This is a genomic window from Kribbella sp. NPDC050241 (genome assembly GCF_044459685.1).
Lineage (GTDB): Bacteria > Actinomycetota > Actinomycetes > Propionibacteriales > Kribbellaceae > Kribbella.
Genome location: NZ_JBITJE010000005.1, coordinates 160,308 through 186,748 on the forward strand (window position 1 = coordinate 160,308; position 26,441 = coordinate 186,748).

The 26,441-nt window shown below is 68.1% G+C and carries 23 protein-coding genes; 20 read left to right on the forward strand and 3 right to left on the reverse strand.

Features of this window, described 5'->3' with window-relative positions; genetic code table 11:
• Positions 1-70 precede the first annotated feature (70 nt).
• Positions 71-1,084: an adenosine deaminase gene (locus ACIBG5_RS24415; RefSeq protein ID WP_396393782.1), complete on the reverse strand. Its 1,014-nt coding sequence runs from the start codon at positions 1,082-1,084 to the stop codon at positions 71-73.
• 109 nt (positions 1,085-1,193) lie between these two features.
• Here ACIBG5_RS24415 and ACIBG5_RS24420 point away from each other — a divergent pair, with 109 nt between their 5' ends.
• The 13 genes from ACIBG5_RS24420 to ACIBG5_RS24480 all read left to right on the forward strand — a co-directional run bounded on the left by ACIBG5_RS24420 (position 1,194) and on the right by ACIBG5_RS24480 (position 11,918).
• Positions 1,194-2,165, forward strand: a complete 972-nt coding sequence (locus ACIBG5_RS24420) for an L-threonylcarbamoyladenylate synthase (protein ID WP_396393783.1) — start codon at positions 1,194-1,196, stop codon at positions 2,163-2,165.
• Positions 2,165-3,283 carry an MraY family glycosyltransferase gene (locus ACIBG5_RS24425; RefSeq protein WP_360446556.1) on the forward strand — a complete coding sequence of 373 codons (1,119 nt, stop codon included), beginning with the start codon at positions 2,165-2,167 and terminating at the stop codon, positions 3,281-3,283. Before ACIBG5_RS24420 ends, ACIBG5_RS24425 begins: the two co-directional genes overlap by 1 nt.
• Before the next feature lie 205 nt (positions 3,284-3,488).
• Positions 3,489-3,953 (forward strand): hypothetical protein, encoded by a 465-nt coding sequence (locus ACIBG5_RS24430; protein WP_396393784.1) that lies wholly within the window; start codon positions 3,489-3,491, stop codon positions 3,951-3,953.
• A gap of 123 nt (positions 3,954-4,076) precedes the next feature.
• Positions 4,077-4,292 carry a hypothetical protein gene (locus tag ACIBG5_RS24435; RefSeq protein WP_393395545.1) on the forward strand — a complete coding sequence of 72 codons (216 nt, stop codon included), beginning with the start codon at positions 4,077-4,079 and terminating at the stop codon, positions 4,290-4,292.
• 97 nt (positions 4,293-4,389) lie between these two features.
• Complete coding sequence (gene atpB / locus ACIBG5_RS24440; protein ID WP_396393785.1) at positions 4,390-5,172, forward strand: F0F1 ATP synthase subunit A; 783 nt, start codon at positions 4,390-4,392, stop codon at positions 5,170-5,172.
• 82 nt (positions 5,173-5,254) lie between these two features.
• Entirely contained in the window at positions 5,255-5,479 is a 225-nt protein-coding gene (gene atpE, locus ACIBG5_RS24445) for an ATP synthase F0 subunit C (protein WP_131356058.1), read from the forward strand.
• Positions 5,480-5,510: 31 nt separating this feature from the next.
• Positions 5,511-6,080 carry a F0F1 ATP synthase subunit B gene (locus tag ACIBG5_RS24450; RefSeq protein WP_360446560.1) on the forward strand — a complete coding sequence of 190 codons (570 nt, stop codon included), beginning with the start codon at positions 5,511-5,513 and terminating at the stop codon, positions 6,078-6,080.
• A complete protein-coding gene (locus ACIBG5_RS24455; RefSeq protein WP_360446561.1) occupies positions 6,080-6,877 on the forward strand; it encodes a F0F1 ATP synthase subunit delta in 798 nt (265 codons plus the stop codon). Before ACIBG5_RS24450 ends, ACIBG5_RS24455 begins: the two co-directional genes overlap by 1 nt.
• A gap of 88 nt (positions 6,878-6,965) precedes the next feature.
• Positions 6,966-8,603, forward strand: a complete 1,638-nt coding sequence (atpA, locus tag ACIBG5_RS24460) for a F0F1 ATP synthase subunit alpha (RefSeq protein WP_360446562.1) — start codon at positions 6,966-6,968, stop codon at positions 8,601-8,603.
• Positions 8,604-8,609: 6 nt separating this feature from the next.
• A complete protein-coding gene (locus tag ACIBG5_RS24465; protein WP_360446563.1) occupies positions 8,610-9,521 on the forward strand; it encodes a F0F1 ATP synthase subunit gamma in 912 nt (303 codons plus the stop codon).
• A gap of 5 nt (positions 9,522-9,526) precedes the next feature.
• Positions 9,527-10,981 carry a F0F1 ATP synthase subunit beta gene (gene atpD, locus ACIBG5_RS24470; RefSeq protein WP_360446564.1) on the forward strand — a complete coding sequence of 485 codons (1,455 nt, stop codon included), beginning with the start codon at positions 9,527-9,529 and terminating at the stop codon, positions 10,979-10,981.
• A gap of 1 nt (position 10,982) precedes the next feature.
• Positions 10,983-11,387: a F0F1 ATP synthase subunit epsilon gene (locus ACIBG5_RS24475; protein ID WP_131356043.1), complete on the forward strand. Its 405-nt coding sequence runs from the start codon at positions 10,983-10,985 to the stop codon at positions 11,385-11,387.
• 99 nt (positions 11,388-11,486) lie between these two features.
• Complete coding sequence (locus tag ACIBG5_RS24480; protein WP_131356041.1) at positions 11,487-11,918, forward strand: DUF2550 domain-containing protein; 432 nt, start codon at positions 11,487-11,489, stop codon at positions 11,916-11,918.
• Between the two features lie 7 nt (positions 11,919-11,925).
• On the opposite strand, the gene ACIBG5_RS24485 is transcribed toward ACIBG5_RS24480, so the two are convergent.
• The gene (locus tag ACIBG5_RS24485; RefSeq protein ID WP_396393786.1) at positions 11,926-14,778 is read right to left on the reverse strand and encodes a glycoside hydrolase family 2 TIM barrel-domain containing protein; all 2,853 of its coding nucleotides are present in this window, start codon (positions 14,776-14,778) and stop codon (positions 11,926-11,928) included.
• A 192-nt stretch (positions 14,779-14,970) separates the two neighbouring features.
• On the opposite strand from ACIBG5_RS24485, the gene ACIBG5_RS24490 reads away from it, so the two are divergent.
• Positions 14,971-15,993 carry a sugar-binding transcriptional regulator gene (locus ACIBG5_RS24490; protein ID WP_396393787.1) on the forward strand — a complete coding sequence of 341 codons (1,023 nt, stop codon included), beginning with the start codon at positions 14,971-14,973 and terminating at the stop codon, positions 15,991-15,993.
• On the opposite strand, the gene ACIBG5_RS24495 is transcribed toward ACIBG5_RS24490, so the two are convergent.
• Entirely contained in the window at positions 15,965-17,716 is a 1,752-nt protein-coding gene (locus tag ACIBG5_RS24495; protein WP_396393788.1) for a glycoside hydrolase family 127 protein, read from the reverse strand. The two genes, ACIBG5_RS24490 and ACIBG5_RS24495, sit on opposite strands and share 29 nt — an antisense overlap.
• Before the next feature lie 238 nt (positions 17,717-17,954).
• Between ACIBG5_RS24495 and ACIBG5_RS24500 the strand changes: the two genes are divergently transcribed.
• The 6 genes from ACIBG5_RS24500 to ACIBG5_RS24525 are packed head-to-tail and all read left to right on the forward strand — an operon-like array spanning position 17,955 to position 26,438.
• Entirely contained in the window at positions 17,955-20,321 is a 2,367-nt protein-coding gene (locus ACIBG5_RS24500) for an Ig-like domain-containing protein (protein ID WP_396393789.1), read from the forward strand.
• Between the two features lie 14 nt (positions 20,322-20,335).
• The gene (locus tag ACIBG5_RS24505) at positions 20,336-22,324 is read left to right on the forward strand and encodes an ABC transporter substrate-binding protein (RefSeq protein WP_396393790.1); all 1,989 of its coding nucleotides are present in this window, start codon (positions 20,336-20,338) and stop codon (positions 22,322-22,324) included.
• The gene (locus ACIBG5_RS24510; RefSeq protein ID WP_396393791.1) at positions 22,324-23,322 is read left to right on the forward strand and encodes an ABC transporter permease; all 999 of its coding nucleotides are present in this window, start codon (positions 22,324-22,326) and stop codon (positions 23,320-23,322) included. Before ACIBG5_RS24505 ends, ACIBG5_RS24510 begins: the two co-directional genes overlap by 1 nt.
• Before the next feature lie 5 nt (positions 23,323-23,327).
• On the forward strand, positions 23,328-24,422 hold the full coding sequence (locus ACIBG5_RS24515; protein WP_396393792.1) for an ABC transporter permease: 1,095 nt from the start codon (positions 23,328-23,330) through the stop codon (positions 24,420-24,422).
• A 10-nt stretch (positions 24,423-24,432) separates the two neighbouring features.
• A complete protein-coding gene (locus ACIBG5_RS24520; protein WP_396393793.1) occupies positions 24,433-25,434 on the forward strand; it encodes an ABC transporter ATP-binding protein in 1,002 nt (333 codons plus the stop codon).
• Positions 25,431-26,438 (forward strand): ABC transporter ATP-binding protein, encoded by a 1,008-nt coding sequence (locus tag ACIBG5_RS24525; protein ID WP_396393794.1) that lies wholly within the window; start codon positions 25,431-25,433, stop codon positions 26,436-26,438. Before ACIBG5_RS24520 ends, ACIBG5_RS24525 begins: the two co-directional genes overlap by 4 nt.
• The last annotated feature ends 3 nt before the right edge of the window (positions 26,439-26,441 follow it).

Below are 26,441 nucleotides of genomic sequence, written 5' to 3' on the forward strand. Positions count from 1 at the left end.
CCCCAGACGAGGTCGACCAACTCGTCCGGCCGCAGGTTGCCCGTCACGCCCGAAGAATAACGCGGAGCAACTAACCGGCTACGTAGGCGTCGATCTCCTGCAGCAGGGCGTGCTTCAGGGAGTCCTCGGCGAACGACACCCGCACGGCGGTCTTGGCGAGCTCGGCGGCACCAGCCTCGTCGAGCTCGAGCAGACGGGCGGCGACGGCGTACTCGTTGGTCAGGCTGGTGCCGAACATCGGCGGGTCGTCGGAGTTGATGGTGACGACCAGACCGGCGTCGACCATCGCGCGCATTGGGTGCTCGTCGTAGGACGCGACCGCGCGGGTGGCGATGTTCGACGTCGGGCTCACCTCGAGCGGGATCCGGTGCTCACCCAGGTAGTCGACCAGCGCCGGGTCCTGCATGGCCGACGTACCGTGGCCGATCCGCTCGGCCTTCAGCACCCGGACCGCGTCCCAGATCGTTTCCGGACCGGTCGTCTCACCCGCGTGCGGCACGCTGTGCAGTCCGGCGGCGAGCGCGGCCTCGAAGTGCGGCTGGAACTGCGGCCGCGGTACGCCGATCTCCGGTCCGCCGAGGCCGAACCCGACCAGGCCCTCGGGCCGGATCCTGGTCGCGATCCGCAGGGTCTCGTCGGCGCCTGGCACCCCGTCCTCACCGGAGATGTCGAAGATCCACCGCAGCGTGATCCCGAGTTCCTTCTCGGCCGCGACCCGCGCGTCCTCGATCGCCTCGCAGTACGCCTCGGGCGCGATCCCACGGACCACCGACGTGTACGGCGTGCAGGTCAGCTCGGCGTACCGCAGGTTCTGCGCGGCCATCTCGCGGGCGACCTCGTAGGTCAGCAGCCGGACGTCCTCGGGCGTCTTGATCAGCTCGACGACGCTCAGGTAGACCTCGATGAACTTGGCGAAGTCGGTGAACTGGAAGTACTCGGCCAGCGCGGCCGGGTCGGCCGGCACCGGCGACCCGGGGTGCCGGGCGGCGAGCTCGGCGACGATCCGCGGCGACGCGGACCCGACGTGGTGGACATGCAGTTCGGCCTTCGGCAACCCGGCAAGGAACTCACGCGACACAGTCATGCCGGGATCCTAGGAGTCTCCGGCGCGATCCGCCGGAAAGCTCACAATCACTTGTCAGGATCCGCCGGGCCGTGGCCCGGCTGGAGTCGCAGGGGTCGCGGGTGGCACGATGCGGTGCGTGAGTGAGCGCTTCGACTTCACCGGCGACGAGCTGGCACCGGCCTATCGAGCGGCCGTGGACGCCATCGAGGCCGGCGACCTGGTCGTCCTTCCGACCGACACCGTCTACGGGATCGCCGCGGACGCCTTCAAGGCGGACGCCGTCCAGCGGCTGCTCGATGCCAAGGGCCGTGGCCGGGACATGCCGCCGCCGGTGCTGATCTCGGTGGTGGAGTCGCTGGACGCGCTCGCCACCGACGTCCCCGACGACGGCCGCACGCTGTGCCAGGAGTTCTGGCCCGGCCCGCTGACGGTGATCTGCCACGCGCAGACCTCGCTGATGTGGGACCTGGGCGAGACCAAGGGCACGGTCGCGCTGCGCGTGCCCGACCACGAGAACACCCGCGAACTGCTCTCCCGGACCGGTCCGCTCGCGGTCAGCTCGGCGAACAAGAGCGGCCGGCCCGCGGCGCTTGACGTGTACGACGCCGAGGAGCAGCTGGAGGACACGGTCGCGGTCTACCTGGACGGCGGTACGGCGACCGGTGGGCAGCCGTCCACCATCGTCGACATCACCGGCGACACGCCTCACGTCGTACGGCTCGGTGCGCTGTCGCTGGAGCAGCTCCGGGCCGTCGTCCCGGGCGTCACCAGCTACCTGGACGACGACAAGCCGGACGAAGAGCCGGAAGAAAAGCAGGACGAAGAGCCGGAAGCGAAGGCCGAAGAGCCGGAAGCGAAGGCCGAAGAGCCGGAAGCGAAGGCCGAAGAGCCGGAAGCGAAGGCCGACGAACCGGAAGCGAAGGCCGACGAACCGGAAGCGAAGGCCGACGAACCGGAAGCGACGCCGGACGAGACCGATGAGAAGCCAACCGAAGAGCCCGTTGCGGCGTCCAACGAGCAGGACGACGACAAGCCGCCGTCCCCAGCCAAGGACGACGAGAAGCCGTCCGAACCGGACGATGTGAGGCCTGCGGACTAGTGCGCGAGTATCTGCTGGTCCTGTTCGTGGCGATGGCCACGACCTTCCTGCTGACCGGCGTGGCCCGGCAGATCGCGCTGCGGTACGGCGCCGTCGCGAAGGTACGGGCCCGCGACGTGCACAAGGTTCCGATCCCGTACTTCGGCGGCATCTCGATCCTCGGCGGCCTGATCGCCGCGTTCGCCGTCGCATCCAACCTGCCGTTCCTCGGCAACAGCCTGCAGGTCGCGCACGACGCCCGGGCGATCCTGATCGGCGGCGTGGTGATCTGCGCCGTCGGCGTGGTCGACGACCTGTACGAGCTGGACGCGATCACCAAGCTGGCCGGCGAGGTGCTCGCGGTCGGCGTGATGGTTGTCCAGGGCATCCAGTTGTACTGGCTCCCGCTGCCCGGCGGTGTGGTGTCGCCATCGCCCGCGCAGCTCGCCGTACTCACCGCCGGCATCCTGCTGGTGTCCTGCAACGCGGTGAACTTCGTCGACGGCCTGGACGGCCTGGCCGCCGGCGTCACCGCGATCGGGGCGACCGCGTTCTTCATCTACTCCTACCTGCTGAACTTCGAGCAGAACCTCGACCGGGCCACGACCTCGACCCTGATCACGGTCGCGCTGGCCGGTGCCTGCCTCGGCTTCCTGCCGCACAACTTCTTCCCCGCCAGGGTCTTCATGGGCGATTCCGGTGCCCTGCTGATCGGCCTGATGCTCGCGGCGTCGACGATCAGCCTCACCGGCCAGATGGATCCGAACGCGGTTCCGTACGAGGTCGGCGGCTCCAGCCTGCTGCCGGCGCTGCTCCCGCTGGTCCTGCCGATCGCCGTGCTCGCGATCCCCGCGCTGGACCTGACGATGGCCTACGTACGCCGTACCAAGGCCGGCCGGTCGCCGTTCGCGGCGGACAAACTCCATCTGCACCACCGGCTGATGCAACGTGGCCACTCGCACCGTCGCGCGGTCCTGCTGATGTACCTGTGGACCGCCCTGATCGCCTACGGCGTGGTGGTCCTCGGGCTCGTCCTGTTCTGGTGGACAGCCCTGATCGTGCTGGCCGTCGCGGTCACCGCGGTCCTGCTCACCACCGGTCTGCCGAGGCGATCCCGGAAACCGCTCGCCAAGGTCTGACCCAGAACGACCAGGGACCAGACCACTCGTCGGTGTGGCCTACCGATAGGGTGTTCGTGTACAGCGGCAGGACCGCTCGTTTTGCTGACCGCGCAGACTTTGTGCTAGTTTTCACAAGCACCAGCAAAGAACAGCGACACCCCTGACCCCGCCCACCCGACGACCGAGCCGCGAGACCCGGTCGCCAGCAGGACGGAACCAGCAGATGGCTCCCTCGGCTCACAGCCCGAAAGTCGCCGGCCAGGCCACTCGGCACCCGGCGCTGGCAATGCTGCGCGGCGCTCTGATCGCCGCGCTCGTCGTCGGCGTCAACGCGGCCGCGGTGTCAACCGTCGCGGCCGGTCTGCCCGGCCTGTGGGGCGCGTTGCTGGGGTTCTTGATCGTCGTCGTCTTCTCCGGCGCGGGCCTGCTCGCGCTGCACCTGTCCCGCCGGACCTCCCCGACGACGCAACTCGCCGTCGCGATGGCGTCGTACACCGGCCGGATCGCGATCTTCGGCGGCCTGCTCGCCGTCGCGCTGAGCTCGGACGGCCTGGCCCGGCACGTGAATCTGACCGTGCTCGGGATCTGTGCGCTGGTGGTCGTGATGGGCTGGATGGCCGGCGAGATCTGGGCCTGGTCGCGGCTGCGCATCCCGATCTACGACCTCGACGGCGAGGTCACTGCATGACCACCTTGGGTAGCGGCTTGAACGAGCGGAGCGAGTTCATCATCAAGCACCTCCCTGCTGTGGTGAGGGTTACGGGAGCCGATGTGACCGGTCGTGTCGCGGACTGGTACCTTTCGGGTGCCAATGAGCGAGCACGAGGATCCGAAGCCATCACCCGGCAATGCGGGCGACGGCTGGCGGGTCCTGTCCTACTTGATCGGCGGAGTCGTCGTGTACGGCGCCATCGGGTTCGGGTTGGATCGCCTGCTGGGCACCCAGTTCTTACTCCCGGTGGGCATCGTCCTCGGTGCCGGGCTCACCGTTTTGTTGCTGCACTTCCGGTACGGGTCGCGGTCCTGACCCCTGCCGGGTCTGACGTTGTTGACCGCCATGCCCTGAGCCGCCCTGCCCTTAGCCACAAGGCGTCCGACTTGAGCACGACGCGAGAGGAGACCCGGTGATTGCCGGCGTTCCGACCGAGTTCAACCCGCCCGGTCCCGAAAGCTTCGACCTTCCGCCGATCATCGACGGCGTGGACTGGTTCACCAAGCCAGTGCTGGTGTCCGCCCTGACTGTCGTCGTGATCGTCTGGTTCTTCTGGGGTGCGTCCCGCAAGGCGGCGATCGTGCCGAGCAAGCTGCAGTTCGCCGGTGAGCTCGGGTACAACTTCGTCCGCAACTCGATCGCCCGCGACGCCATCGGCAGCGCGGAGTACATGCGCTTCGTGCCCTACCTGTGCGGCCTGTTCTTCTTCATCCTGCTGAACAACGTCGCCGCGACCGTCCCGCTGGTCCAGTTCCCCACCTTCAGCCACATCGGCTGGGCGTACACGGCGGCGATCATGACCTGGGTGATCTACAACGCGGTCGGGATCAGGAGGCACGGCGTCTGGGGCTACTTCAAGCTCCAGACCATGCCGGCCGGTGTGCCGGTCTGGCTGTTGCCGCTGATGATCCCGATCGAGTTCATCTCGAACATCCTGGTCCGGCCGGTCTCCTTGAGCCTGCGGTTGTTCGCCAACATGTTCGCCGGCCACATCCTGCTCCTGGTCTTCGTGCTCGGCGGCGAGTACCTGGTCTTCGAGACCGGCAACATCGCCCTGGCCGGCGTCGGCGTCGTGACCTGGTTGATGGGCCTCGCGATCGCCGGTCTGGAGCTGTTCGTCCAGTGCATCCAGGCGTACATCTTCGTCGTGCTGACCGCGCAGTACATCGGCAGCGCGATCGCCGAGGAGCACTGATCCGCAGTACCTGCACCGCCCCACAGACCGTAGTAACGGAAATCCGGATAGCCGCTATCCGTACCGAAAGGAACACACTGCAATGACCGCACTCGACATCACCGGCAACATCGCAGTACTGGGTTACGGCCTCGCCGCGATCGGCCCGGGCGTCGGCGTCGGCCTGATCTTCGCCGCCGTGATCAACGGCACCGCGCGGCAGCCGGAGGCGCAGAGCAAGCTGCAGTCGATCGCATGGATCGGCTTCGGCGTGACCGAGGTGCTGGCGATCATCGGTATCGCGCTCGCCTTCGTCTTCCGTACCTGAGCTACTTTCCTCCGACTGACAGGATTCAGACATGTTGACGAAGGTGCTACCGCTGGCCGCGGAGGGTGAGCAAGTCAACCCGCTGGTGCCACACACCGCCGAGATCATTTTCGGTTTCGTCTTCCTGATCCTGCTGGCCATCGCCTTCGCCAAGGTCGTCGTGCCCAAGTTCGAGAAGGCGTACGCCGATCGGACCCAGGCGATCGAAGGCGGGATGGATGCGGCCAAGCAGGCCCAGGCCGAGGCGAAGGCGGCTCTGGACAAGTACAACGCGCAGCTGGCCGAGGCCCGGCAGGAGGCGGCGAAGATCCGCGAGGACGCGCGTGAGCAGGGTGCGCAGATCATCGCGGAGATGCGTGAGCAGGCGAACGCCGAGTCCGAGCGGATCGTCACGCACGCGCGGACGCAGATCGACGCCGAGCGGGCGCAGGCCGTGGCCTCGCTGCGGGCCGAGGTCGGCACGATGGCGACCACGCTGGCCGGCCGCATCGTTGGGGAGTCGCTCGAGGACGAGGCGCGTCAGCGTCGCACCGTCGAGCGGTTCCTGGCCGACCTCGAGGCCTCCGAGTCCGCACGTCAGGCCGTCGGAACGGACGGCTGATGCGCGGCGCATCGAACGAGTCACTCGCCAAGGCCCGGGAGGCCCTGGCGGGTGTCACGGTGACCGATGAGCTCGGTGCCGAGCTGTTCTCGGTGGCCAAGCTGCTGGACGGCACGGGCGCGCTCCGGCGCGCACTGACCGACCCGGCCCGGCCGCGGGACGCCCGCGTCGCGCTGGTCCGGCAGTTGCTCGGCGGCAAGATCTCCACCCCGGCGGAGGAGGTCCTGACCACCGCCGTGGCCGGCCGCTGGGTCAGCAGCCGCGACCTCGCGGACGCGCTGGACCAGCTCAGTGTCGAGGCCGAGGTGGCGTACGCCGACACCCGGCGCAAGCTGGACGACGTCGAGGACGAGCTGTTCCGGCTGGACCGGATCGTCGCGGTGGAGCGGGGGCTGAGCGACAAGCTCAGCGACCACAACATCCCGCTGACGGCCCGGCAGCAACTGCTCGCCGGACTGCTGCAGGGCAAGGCCGACGCCGCCACGATGCGGCTGGCCGAGCGTGCGGTGGACGGACGCGGCCGGAGCTTCGCGGCGTCGCTGCGGTCCTACCAGGTCGCCGCGGCGGCCCGGCGCAACGCCAGCATCGCCACCGTCCGGGTCGCGACCGACCTCTCCGAGGCCGAGCGCACCCGGCTGGCCGAGGCACTCGGCCGTCAGTACGGCCGGGACATCCAGCTGAACGTGATCGTCGACCCCAACGTGGTCGGCGGCGTGCGGGTGGACATCGGCGACGAAGTGATCGACGGAACCATCGCGGCCAGGCTCGACGAAGCGCAACGGCGCATCGCGGGCTGAACCCCCTTAACGACATAAAGCGGCGCTAGGGGTCGGGAAAGCCTTTAGAGCCACAACAGGCCAGCAGGGTCAAGGAAGCAGGAACACAATGGCTGAGCTCACGATCAGGCCGGAGGAGATCCGGGACGCCCTGGATCGGTTCGTCACCGAGTACCAACCGGCGGAGGCGGCCCGCGAAGAGGTCGGCACCGTGGTCGACGCGGGTGACGGTATCGCGCACGTCGAGGGCCTGCCCTCGGCGATGACCAACGAGCTGCTCGAGTTCGAGGACGGCACCCGGGGCATCGCGCTGAACCTGGACGTCCGCGACATCGGTGTCGTCGTCCTCGGTGAGTTCGACGGGATCGAGGAGGGCCAGCAGGTCCGCCGGACCGGCTCGGTGCTGTCGGTGCCGGTCGGCGAGGGCTACCTCGGCCGCGTCGTCGACCCGCTGGGCAAGCCGATCGACGGCCTGGGCGAGATCAAGGACCTCGAGGGCGACCGTGCGCTGGAGCTGCAGGCGGCCGGCGTGATGGACCGCCAGGAGGTCCGCGAGCCGCTGCAGACCGGTATCAAGGCGATCGACGGGATGATCCCGATCGGCCGCGGTCAGCGCGAGCTGATCATCGGTGACCGCAAGACCGGCAAGACGGCGATCGCGGTCGACACGATCATCAACCAGAAGGCGAACTGGGAGTCCGGCGACCCGAAGAAGCAGGTCCGCTGCATCTATGTCGCGGTCGGCCAGAAGGGCTCCACGATCGCCGCCGTCCGCGGTGCGCTCGAAGAGGCCGGCGCGATGGAGTACACCACCATCGTCGCCTCCCCGGCGTCCGACCCGGCCGGCTTCAAGTACGTTGCGCCGTACACCGGCTCGGCCATCGGCCAGCACTGGATGTACCAGGGCAAGCACGTGCTGATCGTCTTCGATGACCTGACCAAGCAGGCCGAGGCGTACCGCGCGATGTCGCTGCTGCTGCGCCGCCCGCCGGGCCGTGAGGCGTACCCGGGTGACGTCTTCTACCTGCACAGCCGTCTGCTGGAGCGCTGCGCGAAGCTGTCCGACGAGCTCGGCGCCGGTTCGATGACCGGTCTGCCGATCATCGAGACCAAGGCCAACGACGTGTCGGCGTTCATCCCGACCAACGTCATCTCGATCACCGACGGCCAGATCTTCCTGCAGTCCGACCTGTTCAACGCCAACATCCGGCCGGCGATCGACGTCGGTATCTCGGTGTCCCGGGTCGGTGGCGCCGCGCAGGTCAAGGGCATGAAGAACGTGTCCGGCTCGCTGAAGATCGACCTGGCCCAGTTCCGCGCGATGGAGGCGTTCGCGATGTTCGCGTCCGACCTCGACGCCACTTCCCGCCGGCAGCTCGACCGCGGTCAGCGGCTGGTCCAGCTGCTCCGGCAGCCGCAGTACTCGCCGTATCCGGTGGAGGACCAGATCGTCTCCATCTGGTCCGGTACGACGGGCAAGTTCGACGAGGTTCCGGTCGACGACGTACTGCGCTTCGAGCGGGACTTCCTGGACTACCTGCGCCGGGAGAGCAAGGTGCTCGACAGCATCCGCGAATCCGGTCTGTTCGACGACGACTCGGCCCAGGCCGTGACCGAGGCGCTGAACGCGTTCAAGCCGACCTTCCAGACCTCCGAGGGCACCCTGCTGGGCACCGAGGCGGAGGCCGAGGCGATGGACGAGGCGGACGTCGAGCAGGAGCAGATCGTCCGGCAGAAGCGGGGCTGATCGACCGTGCCAGCCAATCTGCGGGAGCTACGCGATCGCAAGGCCTCGGTCTCGACGATCAAGAAGCTCACCCGGGCGATGGAGCTCATCGCGGCGTCCCGGATCGTCAAGGCGCAGCAGCGCGCCCAGGCGGCCGGTCCGTACGCGCGTGAGCTCACCCGTGCCGTGTCGGCGGTGGCGACGTTCTCGAACGTGGACCACCCGCTGACCACCGAGAAGCCCGACCCGAAGCGGGCGGCGGTGCTGCTGATCACCTCCGACCGCGGTCAGGCCGGGGCCTACTCGGCCAACGTGATCCGTGAAGGGGAGCGGCTGAACCAGCTGCTGCGCGAGGACGGCAGAGAGGTCGTCCCGTACCTCAGCGGCCGCAAGGGCATCGCGTACTACACCTTCCGGCAGCGCGAGGTCGCGCAGTCGTGGAGCGGTGACTCCGACGCTCCGTCGTTCGCCCGTGCGCGGGAGATCGCCGACGCGCTGATCGAGGCCTTCCTGACCCCGACCGAGGAGGGCGGCGTGGACGAGATCCACATCGTCTTCACCCGCTTCGTGTCGATGCTGACCCAGCGCGCGGACGTGATCCGCCTGCTGCCGCTGGAGGTCGTCGAGGGCGAGGAGGCGCCGGCGGCGGACGACGTACTGCCGCTGTACGAGTTCGAGCCGTCCGCCGAAGAGGTGCTCGACGGGCTGCTGCCGAAGTACGTCGCCAGCCGGATCCACTACTGCATGCTGCAGGCGGCCGCTTCCGAGCTGGCCAACCGGCAGCGGGCGATGAAGTCGGCGACGGACAACGCGCAGGACCTGATCGAGAAGCTCACGCGGGACCTCAACCAGGCCCGCCAGGCCCAAATTACCCAGGAAATCAGCGAGATCGTCGGTGGCGCCAGCGCGCTGGCCGACGCGAACGCCGGGAGCGAGTGAGAGAGATGACTGCCACGGTTACCGAGAAGAACAACGAGGCCGGTTCGACTGCCGTCGGTCGCGTCGCCCGGGTGATCGGCCCGGTCGTCGACGTCGAGTTCCCGGCGGACGCGATGCCCGACATGTACAACGCGCTCGAGGTGGACATCACCCTGGGCGACGTCACCCAGACGATCACCCTCGAGGTCGCGCTGCACGTCGGCGACAACATCGTCCGGGCGATCTCGATGAAGCCCACCGACGGCCTGGTCCGCGGCGTCGAGGTGCGCGACACCGGCTCGGCGATCTCCGTTCCGGTCGGCGACGTCACCAAGGGCCGGGTCTGGTCCGTGACCGGCAAGTGCCTGAACCAGGACGAGTCCGAGTTCGAGATCGCCGAGCGCTGGCCGATCCACCGCAAGGCGCCGGCCTTCGACCAGCTCGAGTCGAAGACCGAGATGCTGGAGACCGGCATCAAGGTGCTCGACCTGCTCACGCCGTACGTGCAGGGCGGCAAGATCGGCCTGTTCGGCGGTGCGGGTGTCGGCAAGACCGTGCTGATCCAGGAGATGATCTACCGGATCGCCCACAACTTCGGTGGTACGTCGGTGTTCGCCGGCGTGGGCGAGCGGACCCGTGAGGGCAACGACCTGATCAACGAGATGGAAGAGGCCGGCGTCTTCAAGGACACCGCGCTGGTCTTCGGTCAGATGGACGAGCCGCCGGGCACCCGGCTGCGGGTCGCGCTGTCCGCGCTGACGATGGCGGAGTACTTCCGCGACGTCAAGGAGCAGGACGTGCTGCTCTTCATCGACAACATCTTCCGGTTCACCCAGGCCGGTTCCGAGGTCTCCACGCTGCTCGGCCGGATGCCGAGCGCGGTGGGCTACCAGCCGAACCTGGCCGACGAGATGGGCGTGCTGCAGGAGCGGATCACCTCGACCCGGGGTCACTCGATCACCTCGATGCAGGCGATCTACGTGCCCGCGGACGACTACACCGACCCGGCGCCGGCCACCACGTTCGCGCACCTGGACGCGACCACCGAGCTGTCGCGTGACATCGCGTCGCGTGGTCTGTACCCGGCCGTCGACCCGCTGACCTCGACGTCGCGGATCCTCGACCCGCAGTACATCGGCCAGGAGCACTACGACGTGGCCGTCCGGGTGAAGCAGATCCTGCAGAAGAACAAGGAACTGCAGGACATCATCGCCATCCTGGGTGTGGACGAGCTCTCCGAAGAGGACAAGATCACCGTCGCGCGGGCGCGCCGGATCGAGCAGTTCCTCTCCCAGAACACCTACATGGCGGAGAAGTTCACCAACATCAAGGGCTCGACCGTGCCGCTGAAGGACACCATCGAGTCCTTCAAGAAGATCACCGAAGGCGAGTGCGACCACATCGCCGAGCAGGCGTTCTTCAACGTCGGTTCGCTCGAGGACGTCGAGCGCAAGTGGGCCGAGCTGCAGAAGGAAAACTGACATGGCCGACGAATCTGCCAAGCACCTCGAGGTCGCGCTGGTCGCCGCCGAGCGGACCGTGTGGCAGGGTCAGGCCAGGATCGTCATCGCCCGCACCACGGACGGTGACGTCGGGATCCTGCCCGGCCACGCGCCGCTGCTGGGCCTGCTGCAGGGCGGCACCGTCCAGGTGCGGACCGTCGACGACGAATACTTCGTCGCGGCCGCGCCGGACGGCTTCATCTCGGTGGCGAACGACCGGGTCTCGATCCTGGCCGAGAACGCCGAGATGGGTCACGACATCGATCTCGAGGAAGCCCGGCGCGAACTCGAGGAAGCGCTGGCGACCGGCAGCGAGACCGATGCGGACTCCGACGAGGTCCGCCTCGCCGAGGCCCGGGTGAGGGCCGCCGAGAAGACGGCCTGACGGTACCTGCCATAATCGAACATCGTCACTGACAGTACGGTTCTCCGGGGGTGCCCGGGGCAGTACGCTATCGGGCACCGGGAATGAGGTCGGCAAGGTATGAGGACAGTCCTCGATGTCGTCGGGGTCTGTCTGCTTGCCGCCGTACTGCTGATCATCGCGTTCGCGTGCCGCCGTCGCTGGTTGTCCAGGGACGGCGGCACTTTCGATTGCAGCCTGCAGTTGGCCGAGAAGGACCACGGCCGCGGCTGGGCCCTGGGCCTGGCCCGCTACGTCGGTGACGAGCTGCAGTGGTTCCGGGTCTTCAGCCTGGTCTGGTGGCCGAAGCTCGTCGTCAACCGCCGCCAGCTCGAAGGCATCACCACCCGCCGCCCGATGGGCAACGAGCCCCTCGTCACGTACGCCGGCCACGTCATAGTCGACGCCGCCCTCCAAGACCGCACAGTCCACTTCGCCATGACCGAAGAAGCCCTCACCGGCGTACTGGCCTGGGTAGAGTCCGCCCCACCCAGCAGCCAGACCTACCACTGACCCCTGCTCAGCCGAGGCTGAAGCGGAAGTGGCGGGGGCGGGGTTGTAGGTCGTGGGGTGGGAGGATCGGCGCGCCGCTGGTCGGGCTGCCTAGGCCGTGCTGGAGGGCGTCCAGGGTCATCCAGAGTTGATCGGTGGGTACCAGGTCTTCTCGATGCCGGGCGTCTGCCAGCTCGGCGAGGGTCCATCTGCGGAGAGTCAGGGCAAGGTGCGGCTCGGCGGTCAGCGTGAGCTTCCCGGCGGTCCCGGACAACTCGGCCCACCGGACGTCGCCGCGTGCGCCGTTCTCCTGGGGGTAGATGTACGGCACCTGGAAGTCGTCGATCGTCGAGGTGTAACGGCCGACCCGCGCGGCCGCCCGGGAGTCCGGGTACGCCTGCCCGGGGCCGAGCCCGAACCAGGTCACGCGGTCGAACCCTGCCGGCAGGCCGAACGTCACCCCGAGGCGCGCCCACGGTACGGTCCACTCGCCGACCGGCTCGACTTCGACGTCCGCGGTCACCCGGTCGCCGTCCGAACTCCAGCGGTACGTCGTGAGCACCCGAGCGTCCGTGGCCGCGGCGCCGACCATCGTCACCACGACCAGTTCGTCCCCGGCCGGCTCCACTGACACGGTCCGGTACCGCAACCGATGCAGCCCGGCCGCAGCCCATCGCGCCTTCCGATCTCGCGTCGTCGCGTCCCACGTCCGGGCGTCATGTTGGGTAGGCGCCCGCCACAACTCCAACGGCACGTGCACCACATCCCAGCCGGACAACCCGAGCAGGCGTCCGGTCCTCCCGCAGAACCGCCCACTCCCCAGCCGGACCTCGCCCTCCGGCCCGCCCCGTCTGATGGGCTGGCCCACCGGACGGTGGGTGGGGGCCGGCGGCGGCGCGAGTCGGGTCTGGCTGAAGGCGATCTCGTGGCCCGTGGATGCCCAGGCGGTGTCGGTGTTCAGTACTGCGCGGACCGTCAGCCAGCGTTCACGGTTCTGCATCGGCGCGGTGATCGAGGGCAGGGGGACGGTTGCCTCGCCGCCTGCTGGGATCGTTGGCAGGTCCAGAGTTCCTCGGGCGATGACCTCGCCTTCGTCTGCGGCTGACCACTGGAGTGACAGGTGTGACGTGTCCAGGACGTCGTACCTGTTGGTGAGGTGCAGGGTGTTGGCGGTGATGGTGAGGTGGACGGGCTCGAAGGCCCTGCGGACTTCGAGGAGGACTGGCTGGGGTGTGAGGTCGGGGAATACGAGGCCGTCGAGGACGTAGTTGCCGTCGTGCAGCTCTTCGCCGAAGTCACCGCCGTACGCGTAGGTGCCGTCCGGACGCAGGATGCCGTGTTCCATCCACTCCCAGAGGAATCCGCCCTGGCACCGCTCGTACCGGTGGAACAGTTCCTCGTACTCCGGCAGTCCACCAGGACCGTTGCCTCCGGCATGCGAGTACTCGCACAGCACGAACGGCATCGCCCGCCGCCGCGCGTCCAGCACCGGATCGTCGAGCGGCGGCTCGGCCCGCTTCCCGATCTCCTCGACCTCGGCGTGAGCGGCGTACATCCGGCTGTACACATCCACGTCCGCACAGCTCGGATCGCCTTCGTAGTGCAGCGGTCGCGACGGATCCCGCTCCCGCGTCCACTCCGCCATCGCGGTGAGGTTCCGGCCGATCCCGGCCTCGTTGCCCAGCGACCACATCACCACGCACGGGTGGTTCTTGTCCCGCTCGACCATCCGCCGCATCCGGTCCACCGACGCGTCCAGGAAGCGCGGATCGCCGGCCGGGTTCCCGCGCCAGTCCAGCAGGAAGAAGCCGTGTGTCTCGTAGTCGCACTCGTCCATCACCCAGAACCCGAGCTCGTCGCACAGCTCCAGCAGCCGCGAGTCCGGCGAGTAATGACTGGTCCGGATCGCGTTGATGTTGTGCTGCTTCATCACCAGCAGCTCCTGCCGCAGCCGCTCCTCGGGTACGACGCGACCCAGCACGGGATCGTGCTCGTGCCGATTGACCCCGTGGAACAGCACCCGCCGGCCGTTGACCGTGAGCACCCCGTCGACGATCGCCACCGTGCGGAACCCGATCCGCAACGCGACGCTCTCACCAGCCGTCTCCACCACGGCGTCGTACAAACGCGGCATCTCCGCCGACCACGGCTCGACTCCCGGGATCGTCAGCCTCTGGCCGACCGGCACCTCGACATCCAGCTCCGCGATGCGCACGACCGCGCCCGGCCCGGCCTCGACCTTCAGGATCCCGGCACCATCCGCGTAGTCAGCGTGCACGAAGACATCGCCGACCCCGTCGACCGGTCGCGAGATCAGCGTGACGTCGCGGAAGATCCCCGGCAGCCACCACATGTCCTGATCCTCGAGATAACTCCCGGACGACCACTGATGCACGCGGACCGCGAGCACGTTCCGCCCCGGCCGCAGTACGTCACCGACCGCGAACTCGGCAGGCACCCGGCTCCCGCGCGTCACCCCGAGCTCCACCCCGTTCAGCCACACCCGCGCACACGAGTCGACGCCGTCGAAGCGCAGTACCGTCGGTCCACTCCACGACGACGTCAGCTCGAACACCAGCCGATGGTCCCCGGTCGGGTTCTCGGTCGGCACGTACGGCGGATCGACCGGGAACGGATACGCCTGATTCGTGTACGCCGGCCGCCCGTGCCCGTGCATCGGCCAACTGGACGGCACCGGAAGAACGGCCCACTCCGAGTCGTCGAAGTCGTCCCGCTCGAACCCATCCGGCGCCTCGGCCACCGACTCCGCAAGGCGAAACCGCCAGCTCCCATTCAGGCTGATCAACGGTGCGTCGGTCTGGATCGCCGCGCGCGCAGGCAGAGCGCCGTACCCAGGTCCAGGGTCTTCGTAGTAGGTCATTCGAACCTTCCGATGCGGTAGGTGGCTCGTAGAGGGGCGGTGGCACGTCTATCGGCGCCCCAGACGCCCGCTGGCGGCGTTGTCGTCGTCGCGCAATGCTCCGCATTGCTCTCCTCCTCCGCCTTGCCAGCGAACGACTGGACCACCGCTAGCCGCACCACCGCCCCTCGACGAGCCACTAGCATGCTGAGCATGACGACGGCGAGTGCGGGAGAGGGCCCACGCCAAGGGGTCCGGCGGCAGCCGTCGGCTGAGCAGCTGCGGCTGCTCACCAAGGTTGCGAAGCTGTACCACGAGCAGGGCGTGCGCCAGCCACAGATCGCCGCGCAGCTGCACATTTCCCAGCCGCGGGTGTCCCGGCTGCTGAAGCAGGCCGTGGTGGCCGGCATCGTTCGTACGGTCGTGATCCCGCCGAGCGGCGTACACACCGAGCTCGAGGACGCGATCGAGCAGCGCTACGGGCTGCGCGAGGTGATCGTCGTCGACGCCAGTGGTGAGGACGACGCGCACATCATCCCGGCGCTCGGCGCGGCCGCGTCGGTGTACCTGGAGACCACGCTGACCGGCGGTGACCGGATCGGCATCTCGTCCTGGAGTTCGACGCTGCTCGCCACGGTCGAGTCGATGACGCCGCGGTCGACGCAGGTGGCGGAGGAGGTCGTCCAAGTCCTCGGTGGCGTTGGCAACCCGGCTGCTCAGGCGCGCGCGGCCCGGCTGGTCGGCCGGCTGGCGGATCTCACCGGCGCCGCGCCTGTGCTGCTGCCGGTGCCCGGTCTGGTCGGCAGTGTGAGCGCGAAGCGCACGCTGATGAAGGACCCGGTGGTCACCGAGGTGATGGATGCCTGGTCGCGACTCACGCTGCTGCTGGTCGGGATCGGCAGTCTCGAGCCGTCTCCGCTGCTGAAGGAGAGCGGCAACGCGATGACCGCCGAGGACCAGAAGGTACTGCGGGACCAGGGTGCGGTCGGCGACATCTGCCTGCGGTTCTTCGACGAGGCCGGCAAGCCGGTCCGCTCCGAGCTCGACCAGCGGGTACTCGGTCTGTCGGCCGCTCAGGTCCGCAGCGACGACCTCCGCAGCGTCGGCGTCGCGGGCGGCATGCGCAAGTACGCCGCCATCCGCGCCGCGCTGCTGGGTGGATGGGTCGACGTCCTCATCACCGACCGCTCGGTCGCCGAGCGCTTGGCTAACGAGCATCGACCCACACAGTCATAGGACCGACCGTCCGATTCGCCCACGCGTAGTAAGGGATCGCGGTCAACGTCTGCCCATCCCGCGCCGGCACCTCGACCGTCGTCACCCCGCCGAGCAGCTCCGGCCGTTCCCGCTCGACCAGCTCGCCCGCCACCACAGCCGTCTCATCCAGTACGACGTCCTGGTCGACCTGCTCGAAGCAGTACACCAACGGCCCACGCTCGATCGCCACACACCCGCGCACCGAATCGATCCGGTCGTCTGGCTCAGTACGCCGCGCCTGTACCGGCAGTTCCAGCACCACTTGGTCGCCAACAGACCACTGCCGTCGTAGCGGTCCGGAAATGCTGGAACCATCTGCCCAAGCAGGGACGCGAAGACCCAGCGTCCAAGGCTCCGCAGGCGTCTCGCTGATGGTCACCGTCACCCGGCCGTGCCACGGATAGCGCGTCGCCATCTCGAACCCGACCCTGCCAACAGGCAACTCAGCGGTCACGACAGCCGGTGCGTAGAGGTGCACCTGCACTCCATCGGCGTCCGACGTCGCCACGAGCTGGTCGAGCGACGAGAGCGTACGCATCACGTTCGGCGGGCAGCACGCGGTCCCATACCACGGCTGCCTCCCCGCAACCGCGGAACGCTGATCGTCGGCGTACGCGTGCTGCCGCACTTTCAACGTGTTGACGTAGAAGAAGCTGTCACCGCTCAGCGAGACCCCTGAGATCACCGCGTTGTACAGCGTCCGCTCGATCAGGTCGGCGTACTTGCTGTCGCCGGTCGCGAGCAGCAGCCGCCAACTCCATTGCACGCTGGCGATGGCCGCGCAGGTCTCGCAGTACGCCGTGTCCGGTGGCAACTCGAACGGGTCGCCGAACGCCTCGCCGTACCACCTCGACCCGACGCCACCGGTCAGGTACGTCTGGCTGTCGGCCATCGTCTGCCACGTCTCCCGCAGCGCATCGAGCAGCTCGGCGTCACCAGTCTCGACCGCGACATCGGTCGCTCCAGACGCGAGGTACAAAGCACGTACGGCGTGCCCCGCGAGTGTCCGCACCTCGCGCACCGGCAGATGGTCCTGGAAGTACGCCGGCCCGTGGTGCCCCGGTGGCGCCAGCAACCCACGCCCTCGCGCCTCGACGAAGTACGACGCCAGCTCCAGGTACGACGCCGTCCCGGTCTCGCGGTAGAGGTCGACCAACGCCATCTCGATCAACGGATGACCGTCGACGCCTTCCAAGCGCCCGGGCCCGAAGGTCTTGCAGAGCAGATCGGCGAATCGGCGCGCGACATCGAGCAGCGTGCGATCGCCGGTGGCGCGGGACTGGGCGACCGCCGCCTGCAGCAGGTGACCCGCGCAGTAGAGCTCGTGTCCCTTCTCCAGGTCTGCGAAGCGCCGGCCGCCGAGTGCCAGTCGCGTGTGCGTGTTCAGGTAGCCGTCCGGTTCCTGTGCCTGTGTGACCAGTGTGCTCGCAGTCGTCTGCCAGGATGCGAGATCGTCGGCCGGCTCCCGGGCCTGTTCCCAGGCGACCGCCTCGAGCCACTTGTAGACGTCGGTGTCGGCGAAGAGCTTCCCGGCGAAGGGCGGCTCTTGTCCGGCCGCGCGACGGAAGTTGCCGAGAGTTCCGGCCTCCTCGAGCCGCATGCCGGCGGCCGGGATCGTCGACGTCCGGTTGATCTGCTGGCGCTCCCGCCAGAGGCCGCCGGTGATCTTCGTGGCGCCGAGGGGGAGTGGGCGAAGGGGCATGGCTGACAGGAAACCATCAGGGCGAAGGCCCCGGCAAGACTTCGATGCAAACGATTGCCGACGAGCGATCTCGTGACTGCAAACGATTGCAAATCGTCCGCGTCATGCTCTTGACACTCCTTCGTAACCTCGGCAACCATGAGGCCGTCGATCCATTCGATGCCGACTAGATATTCACATCTGGTGCTCAAGCGGCAGCCGCCCCTGCGAAAGTGAGGCCCAAAGTGAGGCGTGGACGATGACCGAAATCTCCTCCGGCTGGACCCGGCGAACGTTCGTCGGAACGACCGCCGCCGTCGGCGCCGCTGCCTGGATCGGCAACGCCCCGACGGCCTCGGCCCAGACCGTCGCGACGGCACGCGCCGCGGCCGCCGACGATCAGCTCCCCGCCTTCCCCGGTGCCGAGGGCGCCGGTAAGTGGGCCAAGGGTGGCCGCGGCGGATCCGTGTACGAGGTGACCACGCTCGCCGACTCCGGCCCGGGATCGCTCCGCGAGGGCGTCGCCGGCTCGGACCGGACCATCGTGTTCCGGGTGTCCGGCACGATCGAGCTGAAGTCCCAGCTGCTGATCGCCGGCAACAACCTCACCATCGCCGGCCAGACCGCACCCGGCGGCGGCATCTGTGTCTCCGGGTACGGGACCGGGGTCAAGGGCAGCGCGCACGACATCGTGATCCGCTATGTGCGGTTCCGGCTCAGCGACCGCAACGAGATCGCCGACGACGCCTTCAACACCAACGTGCCGGGCTCGGTCAGCCCGGAGATCCGCAACCTGATCATCGACCACTGCTCCTTCAGCTGGGCCGTCGACGAGTGCCTGTCGCCGTACGGGAACTTCGACGTCACGATCCAGTGGTGCATCGTCTCCGAGGGCCTGGCCCTGTCCGCGCACCCGAAGAACCGGCACGGGTACGGCGGTATCTGGGGTGGCGAGCGCAACACCTACCACCACAACCTGATCGCCCACCAGGGCGGACGGCAGCCGCGGTTCGGCTACACCGAGGGCATCAACCTCGAGGTCGATCACTTCAACAACGTGGTCTACGACCACGGCTACACCTCGGTGTACGGCGGTGAGTGGGCCAACGGCATCAACATCGTCGGCAACTACTACAAGCCCGGCCCGACCACCGTGGGCGAAGTGGCACCGGTCATCCTGAGCGCCAACCGCGGCGGCCAGTGGTACGTGGCCGGCAACCACGTCGACGGCTATCCCGAGGTCACCGCGCACAACCGGCGTGGCATCCGGTACCCGATCGGCGGCATCGTCGAACTGTCCGAGCCGCAGCCGATCCCGGGGACGTTCGAGCCGCAGCCGGCGGCCAAGGCGTACGACGCCGTCCTGGCGAACGCGGGCGCGATCCTGCCGCGGCGGGACGCGGTCGACGAGCGGGTCGTCAACGACGTCCGCAACGGCACCGGCCGGTTGATCAACTCGCAGAAAGAGGTCGGCGGCTTCCCGTCGCTGGTCCAGACCGAGGCACCGCTGGACTCCGACCACGACGGCATCCCGGACTGGTGGGAGCAGGCCAACGGCCTGGACCCCAACGACCCGTCCGACGCGCAGAAGATCGCGCCGAACGGCTACACCTACCTGGAGAACTACCTCAACTCGATCGTGCCCGACCCGGTCGGCAACCCGAGCGTGTGGATCACCAGCCCGCGGCACAACCAGACGATCCCCGGCCGGACCGCTCCGACCGTGACCGTCCAGGCGGATGCGGCCGCGGACAAGGGTGGCGAGCTCGCCATGGTCGAGTTCTTCGCCGGCGACCAGCTGATCGGTACCGCGGCCAAGGCGCCGTACAAGATCGAGTGGAAGAACGTTGCTGACGGCACCTACTGGCTGACCGCGCGGGCAACGGACCGGAACGGGACAGCGACCCAGTCGACCGCGGTGCCGGTGCACGTCAACCTTCAGGCCGGTACTCCGGGCTGGACGTCCGCCTCGGTCGGCAAGCCGGTGGTACAGGGGTCGGGCAGCCTCGACGGCGGGATCCTCACGATCAAGGGCTCCGGCCGGATCCTCGGCCGGTCCAGCAACTTCCACTACGTCTACCGCAAGCTCCAGGTCGGCGGTGCCGGATCGGTCGCCCAGATCTCCGCCCGGCTCGACAACCTCGCGAAGGTTGCCAACGGCATCACGGCCGGCCTGATGATCCGCGACAGCCTGGACCCGGCCGCTCCGTTCATGTACGGCGGCGTCGGGTTCGGCGTGGCCGGCGGGATGGGCACGGTCGGCGACAACGCGAGCGGAGCGCCGGACGTCACCGACGACGGCGGCATGAAGGCGCAGGCGATCCGGATCCAGACCGACGGACCGATCCCCAGCGTCGGTCCCTGGCCATGGGACGACAGCTACCTCGACCCGACCAAGCAGTACTGGCTGCGGCTGCTCCGGCGCGAGCGCCCGCAGGCCAGGGAAGTCGAGTTCGAGGCTTTCATTTCTACCGACAAGACCACGTGGGACCGCTTCGGCTACGAGAAGCTCGTGATGCCGAGCCGGACCTTCTACATCGGATTCGCGATCGACGGCGGCAAGATCGACAACGATCTCGTCGACTACGGGACCGCGAAGTTCAGCAACATCTCGGTCGAGCAGTGAGGCAGGAAGTGACCATGTCCCGAGAGCAACGCACGTTCGACCGGCGCCGGCTGCTGCAGGGTGGCCTCGGTCTCCTGGCAGTGGCGACGGTCCCTGGCTGCGGCTTCTTCGACACCAAGCCGGCCGGCTCCGGCGCGCAGGTCGCCGCGGCCGGCGAGAAGGAGTCGCCGATGCTGAAAGCCCTGGTGGACAAGGGTTCCCTGCCACCGTTGGAGCAGCGGCTGCCGAAGAACCCCCCGGTGATCAAGCCGCTGGAAGGCAAGGCGCAGTACGGCGGCACCTGGCGCTCGGCCATGCTGACCCAGGAGGACACCCAGTGGCTGTGGAACGGCCTGGCGTACGAACCGCTGGTCCGCTGGAAGCCGGACAAGACCGGCAAACCGGGGTACGACGAGATCGAGGCGAACGTCGCCGAGTACACGGTCGATGCCGACAGCAAGGAGATCACCTTCACGCTGCGCGAGGGCCTCAAGTGGTCCGACGGCAAGCCGTGCACGGCGGACGACATGCTGTTCACGCTGCTCGAGGTGCAGTGCGACACCGGCCTGCACCCGGACGGCATCTACGACGCCTTCGCCTCGCCCGACACCGGCAAACTCGCCAAGATCGAGAAGGTCGACGACCGGACCGTCAAGCTCACCTACACCGCGCCGCAGCCATCGCTGATCAGCCAGATCGCCGACGGCATCTTCCTGCGCGAGGGCGCGTACGGGATGCTGTTGCCGAAGCACTACTTCCAGCAGTTCCACCTCAAGTACAACAAGAGTGCGAACGCGCTCGCGAAGAAGGCCGGCGTCGGCAGCTGGACCGACCTGTTCGCACAGAAGCAGAACCCTTGGACGAATCCTGACCAGCCGACGCTGGCGCCGTGGAAGGTGACGACCGCGCTGGGCAAGGGCTCCGCGGTCACCCTGACCCGGAACCCGTACTACTGGAAGGTCGACGACCAGGGCCGGCAGTTGCCGTACATCGACGCCTGCCGGGTCGAGGTGGTCCAGGACGCCCAGGTCGAGCTGCTGAAGGTGATGAACGGCGAGTTCGGCATGCAGTACCGCAACTTCGGTACGCCGCAGAACAAGCCGGTGGTGGCGCAGAACCGGGAGAAGGGCGGCTACCGGATCTTCGAGGTGCCGACCGAGCTCACCAACACGATGGTGATCGGCATCAACCAGACGCACAAGGACCCGGTGAAGCGCGCCCTGTTCGCGAACAAGGAGTTCCGGATCGGGCTGTCGTACGCGATCAACCGCAAGGAGATCATCGACGCCGTGTACGCCGGCCAGGGTGAGGCCTGGCAGGGTGCTCCGCCGAAGGATTCGCCGTACTACAACGAGCAACTGGCCACGCAGTACCTGGAGTTCGACGTGGCCAAGGCGAACCAGCACCTGGACGCCGCCGGGCTGACGAAGAAGGCGGCCGACGGACGTCGGCTGGGCGCGGACGGGAAGCCGGTGTCGGTGACCGTGCTGGTGAGCGAGTCGTTCCCGGATCACGTCGAGGCGATCGAGTTCGTCAAGAAGCGCTGGCTCGCGGTCGGGGTCGAACTGCGGACGCAGGCCGTCAGCGAGGACCTCTACAAGGAGCGGGTCAAGGCCAACGACCACGACGCCGGCACCTGGACCAGTGGCACCTTCGTCCTCCCGACCGGCACCGGCGGTGACCACTACTGGGTTCCGACCAATGACGGCAGCGCCCGGTACGGCGTCGGCTGGGCCCAGTGGTACCAGACGCACGGCGAGGAAGGCATCACGCCGCCGCCCGAGGTGCAGAAGCAGCTCGACCTGTTCACCAAGGCCCGGCAGGAGCCGGATGCGGGGAAGACGCTCGAGCTCGGCAAGCAGGTGCTGCAGATCGCGGCCGACCAGTTCTACTACATCGGCACCAGCAGCGTCCCGAACACCTACGGCGTCGCGAAGAACGACTTCCACAACGTCCCGGACCAGATGATCGAGGCAGTTGCCCCCGGCATCGTCCACCCCGAACAGTTCTCGATCGGGGCATAATGCTGCGTTTCCTCGTCCGGCGGCTGCTGTGGATGGCGGTGACGCTGGCGGCCATCTCGTTCGTCACGTTCGTCGTCATCAAGCTGCCGCCGGGCGACTACACCTCGACGGTGATCGCCAACGCCGAGGCCCGCGGCCAGGACATCCCGGACTCGCAGATCGCCGAGCTGAAGCGACACTACGGGCTGGACAAGCCGTTCCTGGTGCAGTACCTGACCTGGATCTCCGGCGTGGTGCTGCATGGCGACCTCGGCCAGTCGTTCGCCTGGAACCAGTCGGTGGCCAGCCTGATCGGCAACCGGGTGCTGCTGTCGATGGTGCTGTCGATCGCGAGCCTCTTGTTCGTCTGGGCGATCGCGTTCCCGATCGGCATCTACAGCGCCCTGCGGCAGTACTCGCCCGGTGACTACGTCGCGTCGTTCCTCGGCTTCATCGGGATGGCCGTGCCGGAGTTCATGCTCGCGCTGGTGATGATGTACGTCGGCTTCCGGTACTTCGGCCAGAGCGTCGGCGGACTGTTCTCACCGGAGTACGCCGATGCCGCGTGGAACCTGGGCAAGCTGCTCGACCTGGTCTCGCACCTGTGGGTCCCGATCGTCGTGGTCGGCGTGGCCGGCACCGCCGGGCTGATCCGGATCACCCGGGCCAACCTGCTCGACGAGTTGCACAAGCCGTACGTCGCGACCGCGCGGGCCAAGGGACTGCCGGAGTGGCAGCTGTTGCTCAAGTACCCGGTCCGGATGTCGCTCAGCCCGTTCTTCAGCACGGTCGGCTGGTTGCTGCCGGGCCTGATCAGTGGCGAGACGATCGTGTCGGTCGTGATGAGCCTGCCGACCAGTGGTCCGCTGCTGCTCGGTGCGGTGAAAAGCCAGGACATGTACCTGGTCGGCAGCTTCGTGCTGATCCTCAGCACGCTGACGGTGATCGGCACGATGCTCAGCGACCTCGCGCTGGCCTGGTGGGATCCGCGGATCCGCGCCCGGTTCCAGAAGGGATAGGCCGGATGCTCCAGCAGAATGCCGCACAGCAGACCACGGTCTCGCAGACCCAGTGGCGGTTGATGTGGCGGCAGTTCCGCCGGCACAAGCTGGCCCTGATCGGTCTGGTCGTCCTGGTCCCGATCTACTTCGTCGCGGCCTTCGGGGGGTTCTTCGCGCCGTCCGGCAGCGACACCGCCCACACGTCGCTGCCGTACGCGCCGCCGCAGCGGCTGAACGTGTCGACCGAGCACGGCCTGTTCGTCTACGGCTTCTCGTCCACCCGCAACGACGAGACGTTCGAGCAGACCTTCACCGTCGACAAGTCCAAGATCATCGACGTCGGCCTGTTCGTGCACGGCGACGAGTACAAGATCCTCGGCGTGATCCCGTCCGACATCCACCTGATCGGCCCGACCACGGCGAGCGACCCGTTCTTCCTGCTCGGGGCTGACCAGTCCGGCCGGGATCTGCTGTCCCGGCTGATCCTCGGCGCGCGGGTCTCGCTGTCGATCGGCCTGGTCGGGGTGTTCGCCAGCTTCCTGCTCGGCATGCTGATCGGTGGCATCTCCGGGTACCTGGGCGGCCGGGTCGACAACGCGATCCAGCGGGTCATCGAGTTCATCATGTCGATCCCGACGCTGCCGCTGTGGATGGCCCTGTCGGCTGCCCTGCCGGGCAGTTGGGGACCGTTGACCCGGTACTTCGCGATCACGGTGATCCTCTCGCTGATCGGCTGGACCGGATTGGCCCGCGATGTGCGGGGCCGGTTCCTCAGCCTGCGCGAGGAGGACTTCGTGATGGCCGCGCGGCTGGACGGTGTCGGCCGCGGCGGGATCATCTTCGGCCACATGGTGCCGTCGTTCGCCAGCCACATCATCGCGTCGGTGTCGATGGCGGTGCCCCGGATGATTCTCGGCGAGACCAGCCTGTCGTTCCTCGGCCTCGGTCTGCAGCCGCCGGCGGTGAGCTGGGGCGTTCTGCTCGAGGGCGCGCAGAACATCCGGGCCGTCGCCACCGCTCCCTGGCTGCTGACCCCGGGCCTCGCGGTCGTGGTCGTCGTACTGGCCATGAACTTCGTCGGCGACGGTCTCCGTGACGCCGCGGATCCCTACAAGTAGGAGGACTCCGATGGCTATGCCTTTGCTGGAGGTCCGGGACCTCAGGACTCACTTCGAGCTCGAGGACGGTGTGGTCAAGGCCGTCGACGGTGTCGACCTGACCGTACGGCGCGGTCGCACGCTGGCCGTGGTCGGTGAATCGGGCTGCGGCAAGAGCGTCACCGCACGGTCGATCCTGCGCCTGGTGGAACGGCCGGCCCGGATCGTCGGCGGCGAGGTACTGCTGTACGGCGACGAGTCCGCGGGCGACCCGGAGGATCTGCTGGCCGCCAAGGACAGGCGGCTGCGGCAGGTGCGGTGGGCCGACATCGCGATGGTGTTCCAGGAGCCGATGGCGTCGCTCAGCCTGGTGCACACCATCGGCGACCAGATCGTCGAGGCGATCCGGCTGCACGAGAACGTCGGCAAGGCCGTGGCTCGCGGACGAGCGATCGAGTTCCTCGGCCGGGTCGGCATCCCGGACCCGAACCGCCGGGTCGACTCGTACCCGTTCGAGCTCAGCGGCGGCATGCGGCAACGCGCGATGATCGCGATGGCCCTGTCGTGCCGGCCGCGGCTGCTGATCGCGGACGAGCCGACCACCGCGCTCGACGTGACCACGCAGGCCCAGATCCTCGACCTGCTGCAGGATCTCCAGGAGGAGTTCGGCATGGCGATCATGCTGATCACGCACGACCTGGGAGTTGCCGCACAGGTCGCCGACGAGGTCGCGGTGATGTATCTCGGCGAGGTCGTCGAGCACGGTCCGGCCACCTCTGTGCTGACCCGTCCCAAGCATCCGTACACCCAGGCGCTGGTGCGCTCGGTGCCTCGGCTCGGGCAACGCGGTCGGGACCGGCTGGCCGCCGTACGGGGGAGTGTGCCGCCGCCGTACGAACGGCCGTCGGGATGCCGGTTCCATCCACGCTGCGACGCGTTCATGGCCGGCAAGTGCGACGAGATCGTGCCCCTCCGGGTGCGGTCCGGCGACATCGACGTCGCCTGCCTGCTGTACGGCGAGGAGGGCCGATGAACCTGCTGACAACCGAAGGCCTGACCATGCATTTCCCGCTGCACAGCGGGTTCTTCGGAGGAAACCGCGGCGTGGTGAAGGCGGTCGACGGTGTCGACCTGTCGATCCGGGCCGGCCGGACGCTCGGCCTGGTGGGCGAGTCGGGCTGCGGGAAGACGACGCTCGGCCGCTGCATCGTGCGCGCCTACGAACCGACGTCGGGCAGCATCATGTTCGACGGCGTCGATCTGGCTCCGCTCACCGAGAAGCAACTGAAGCCGTACCGCGCGCAGGTGCGGCTGATCTTCCAGGACCCGCACTCCTCACTCAATCCGCGCAAGACCCTGCGCGACATCATCGCCGAGCCGTTGCGGGTGCACGGCGGCGGCAGTCGCGACGAGATCGACGACAAGGTCGGCGCGTTGCTGCGTCGTGTCGGGCTGCGAGCGGAGTACGCGCACCGCTACCCGCACGCGTTCAGCGGCGGTGAGCGGCAGCGCGTGGTCATCGCGCGCGCACTGGCGACGGACCCGCGGCTTGTGGTCGCGGACGAGGCGGTCAGTGCGCTCGACGTGTCGGTCCGGGCCCAGATCCTCAACCTGCTGAAGGACCTGCAGGAGGAGTCCGGCCTCACCTACCTCTTCGTCTCCCACGACCTAGGCATCGTCGAGCACGTCGCCGACGACGTCGCCGTGATGTACGTCGGCAAGCTCGTCGAGAGCTCATCGACCGAAGAGCTCTACACCAAGCCCCTGCATCCCTACACCGAGGCGCTGCTGAGCGCCGTCCCGGATCCCGATCCGGCCTCGCGCGGACAGCGATCGCGGATCGTCCTGCGCGGCGAGATCGCGGATCCGTCCAAGGTGCCGGCCGGCTGCCCGTTCCATCCACGGTGCGGGTACGCCGAAGCGCGGTGCCGCACCGAAATACCTCAGCTGCGCGAGATCGGCGGCCGGCGGGTCGCCTGTCACTTCGCCGAACAGCTGGATCTGAAGGGCGTCCTCGCGGACGCCACCGCCCCTTAGGAA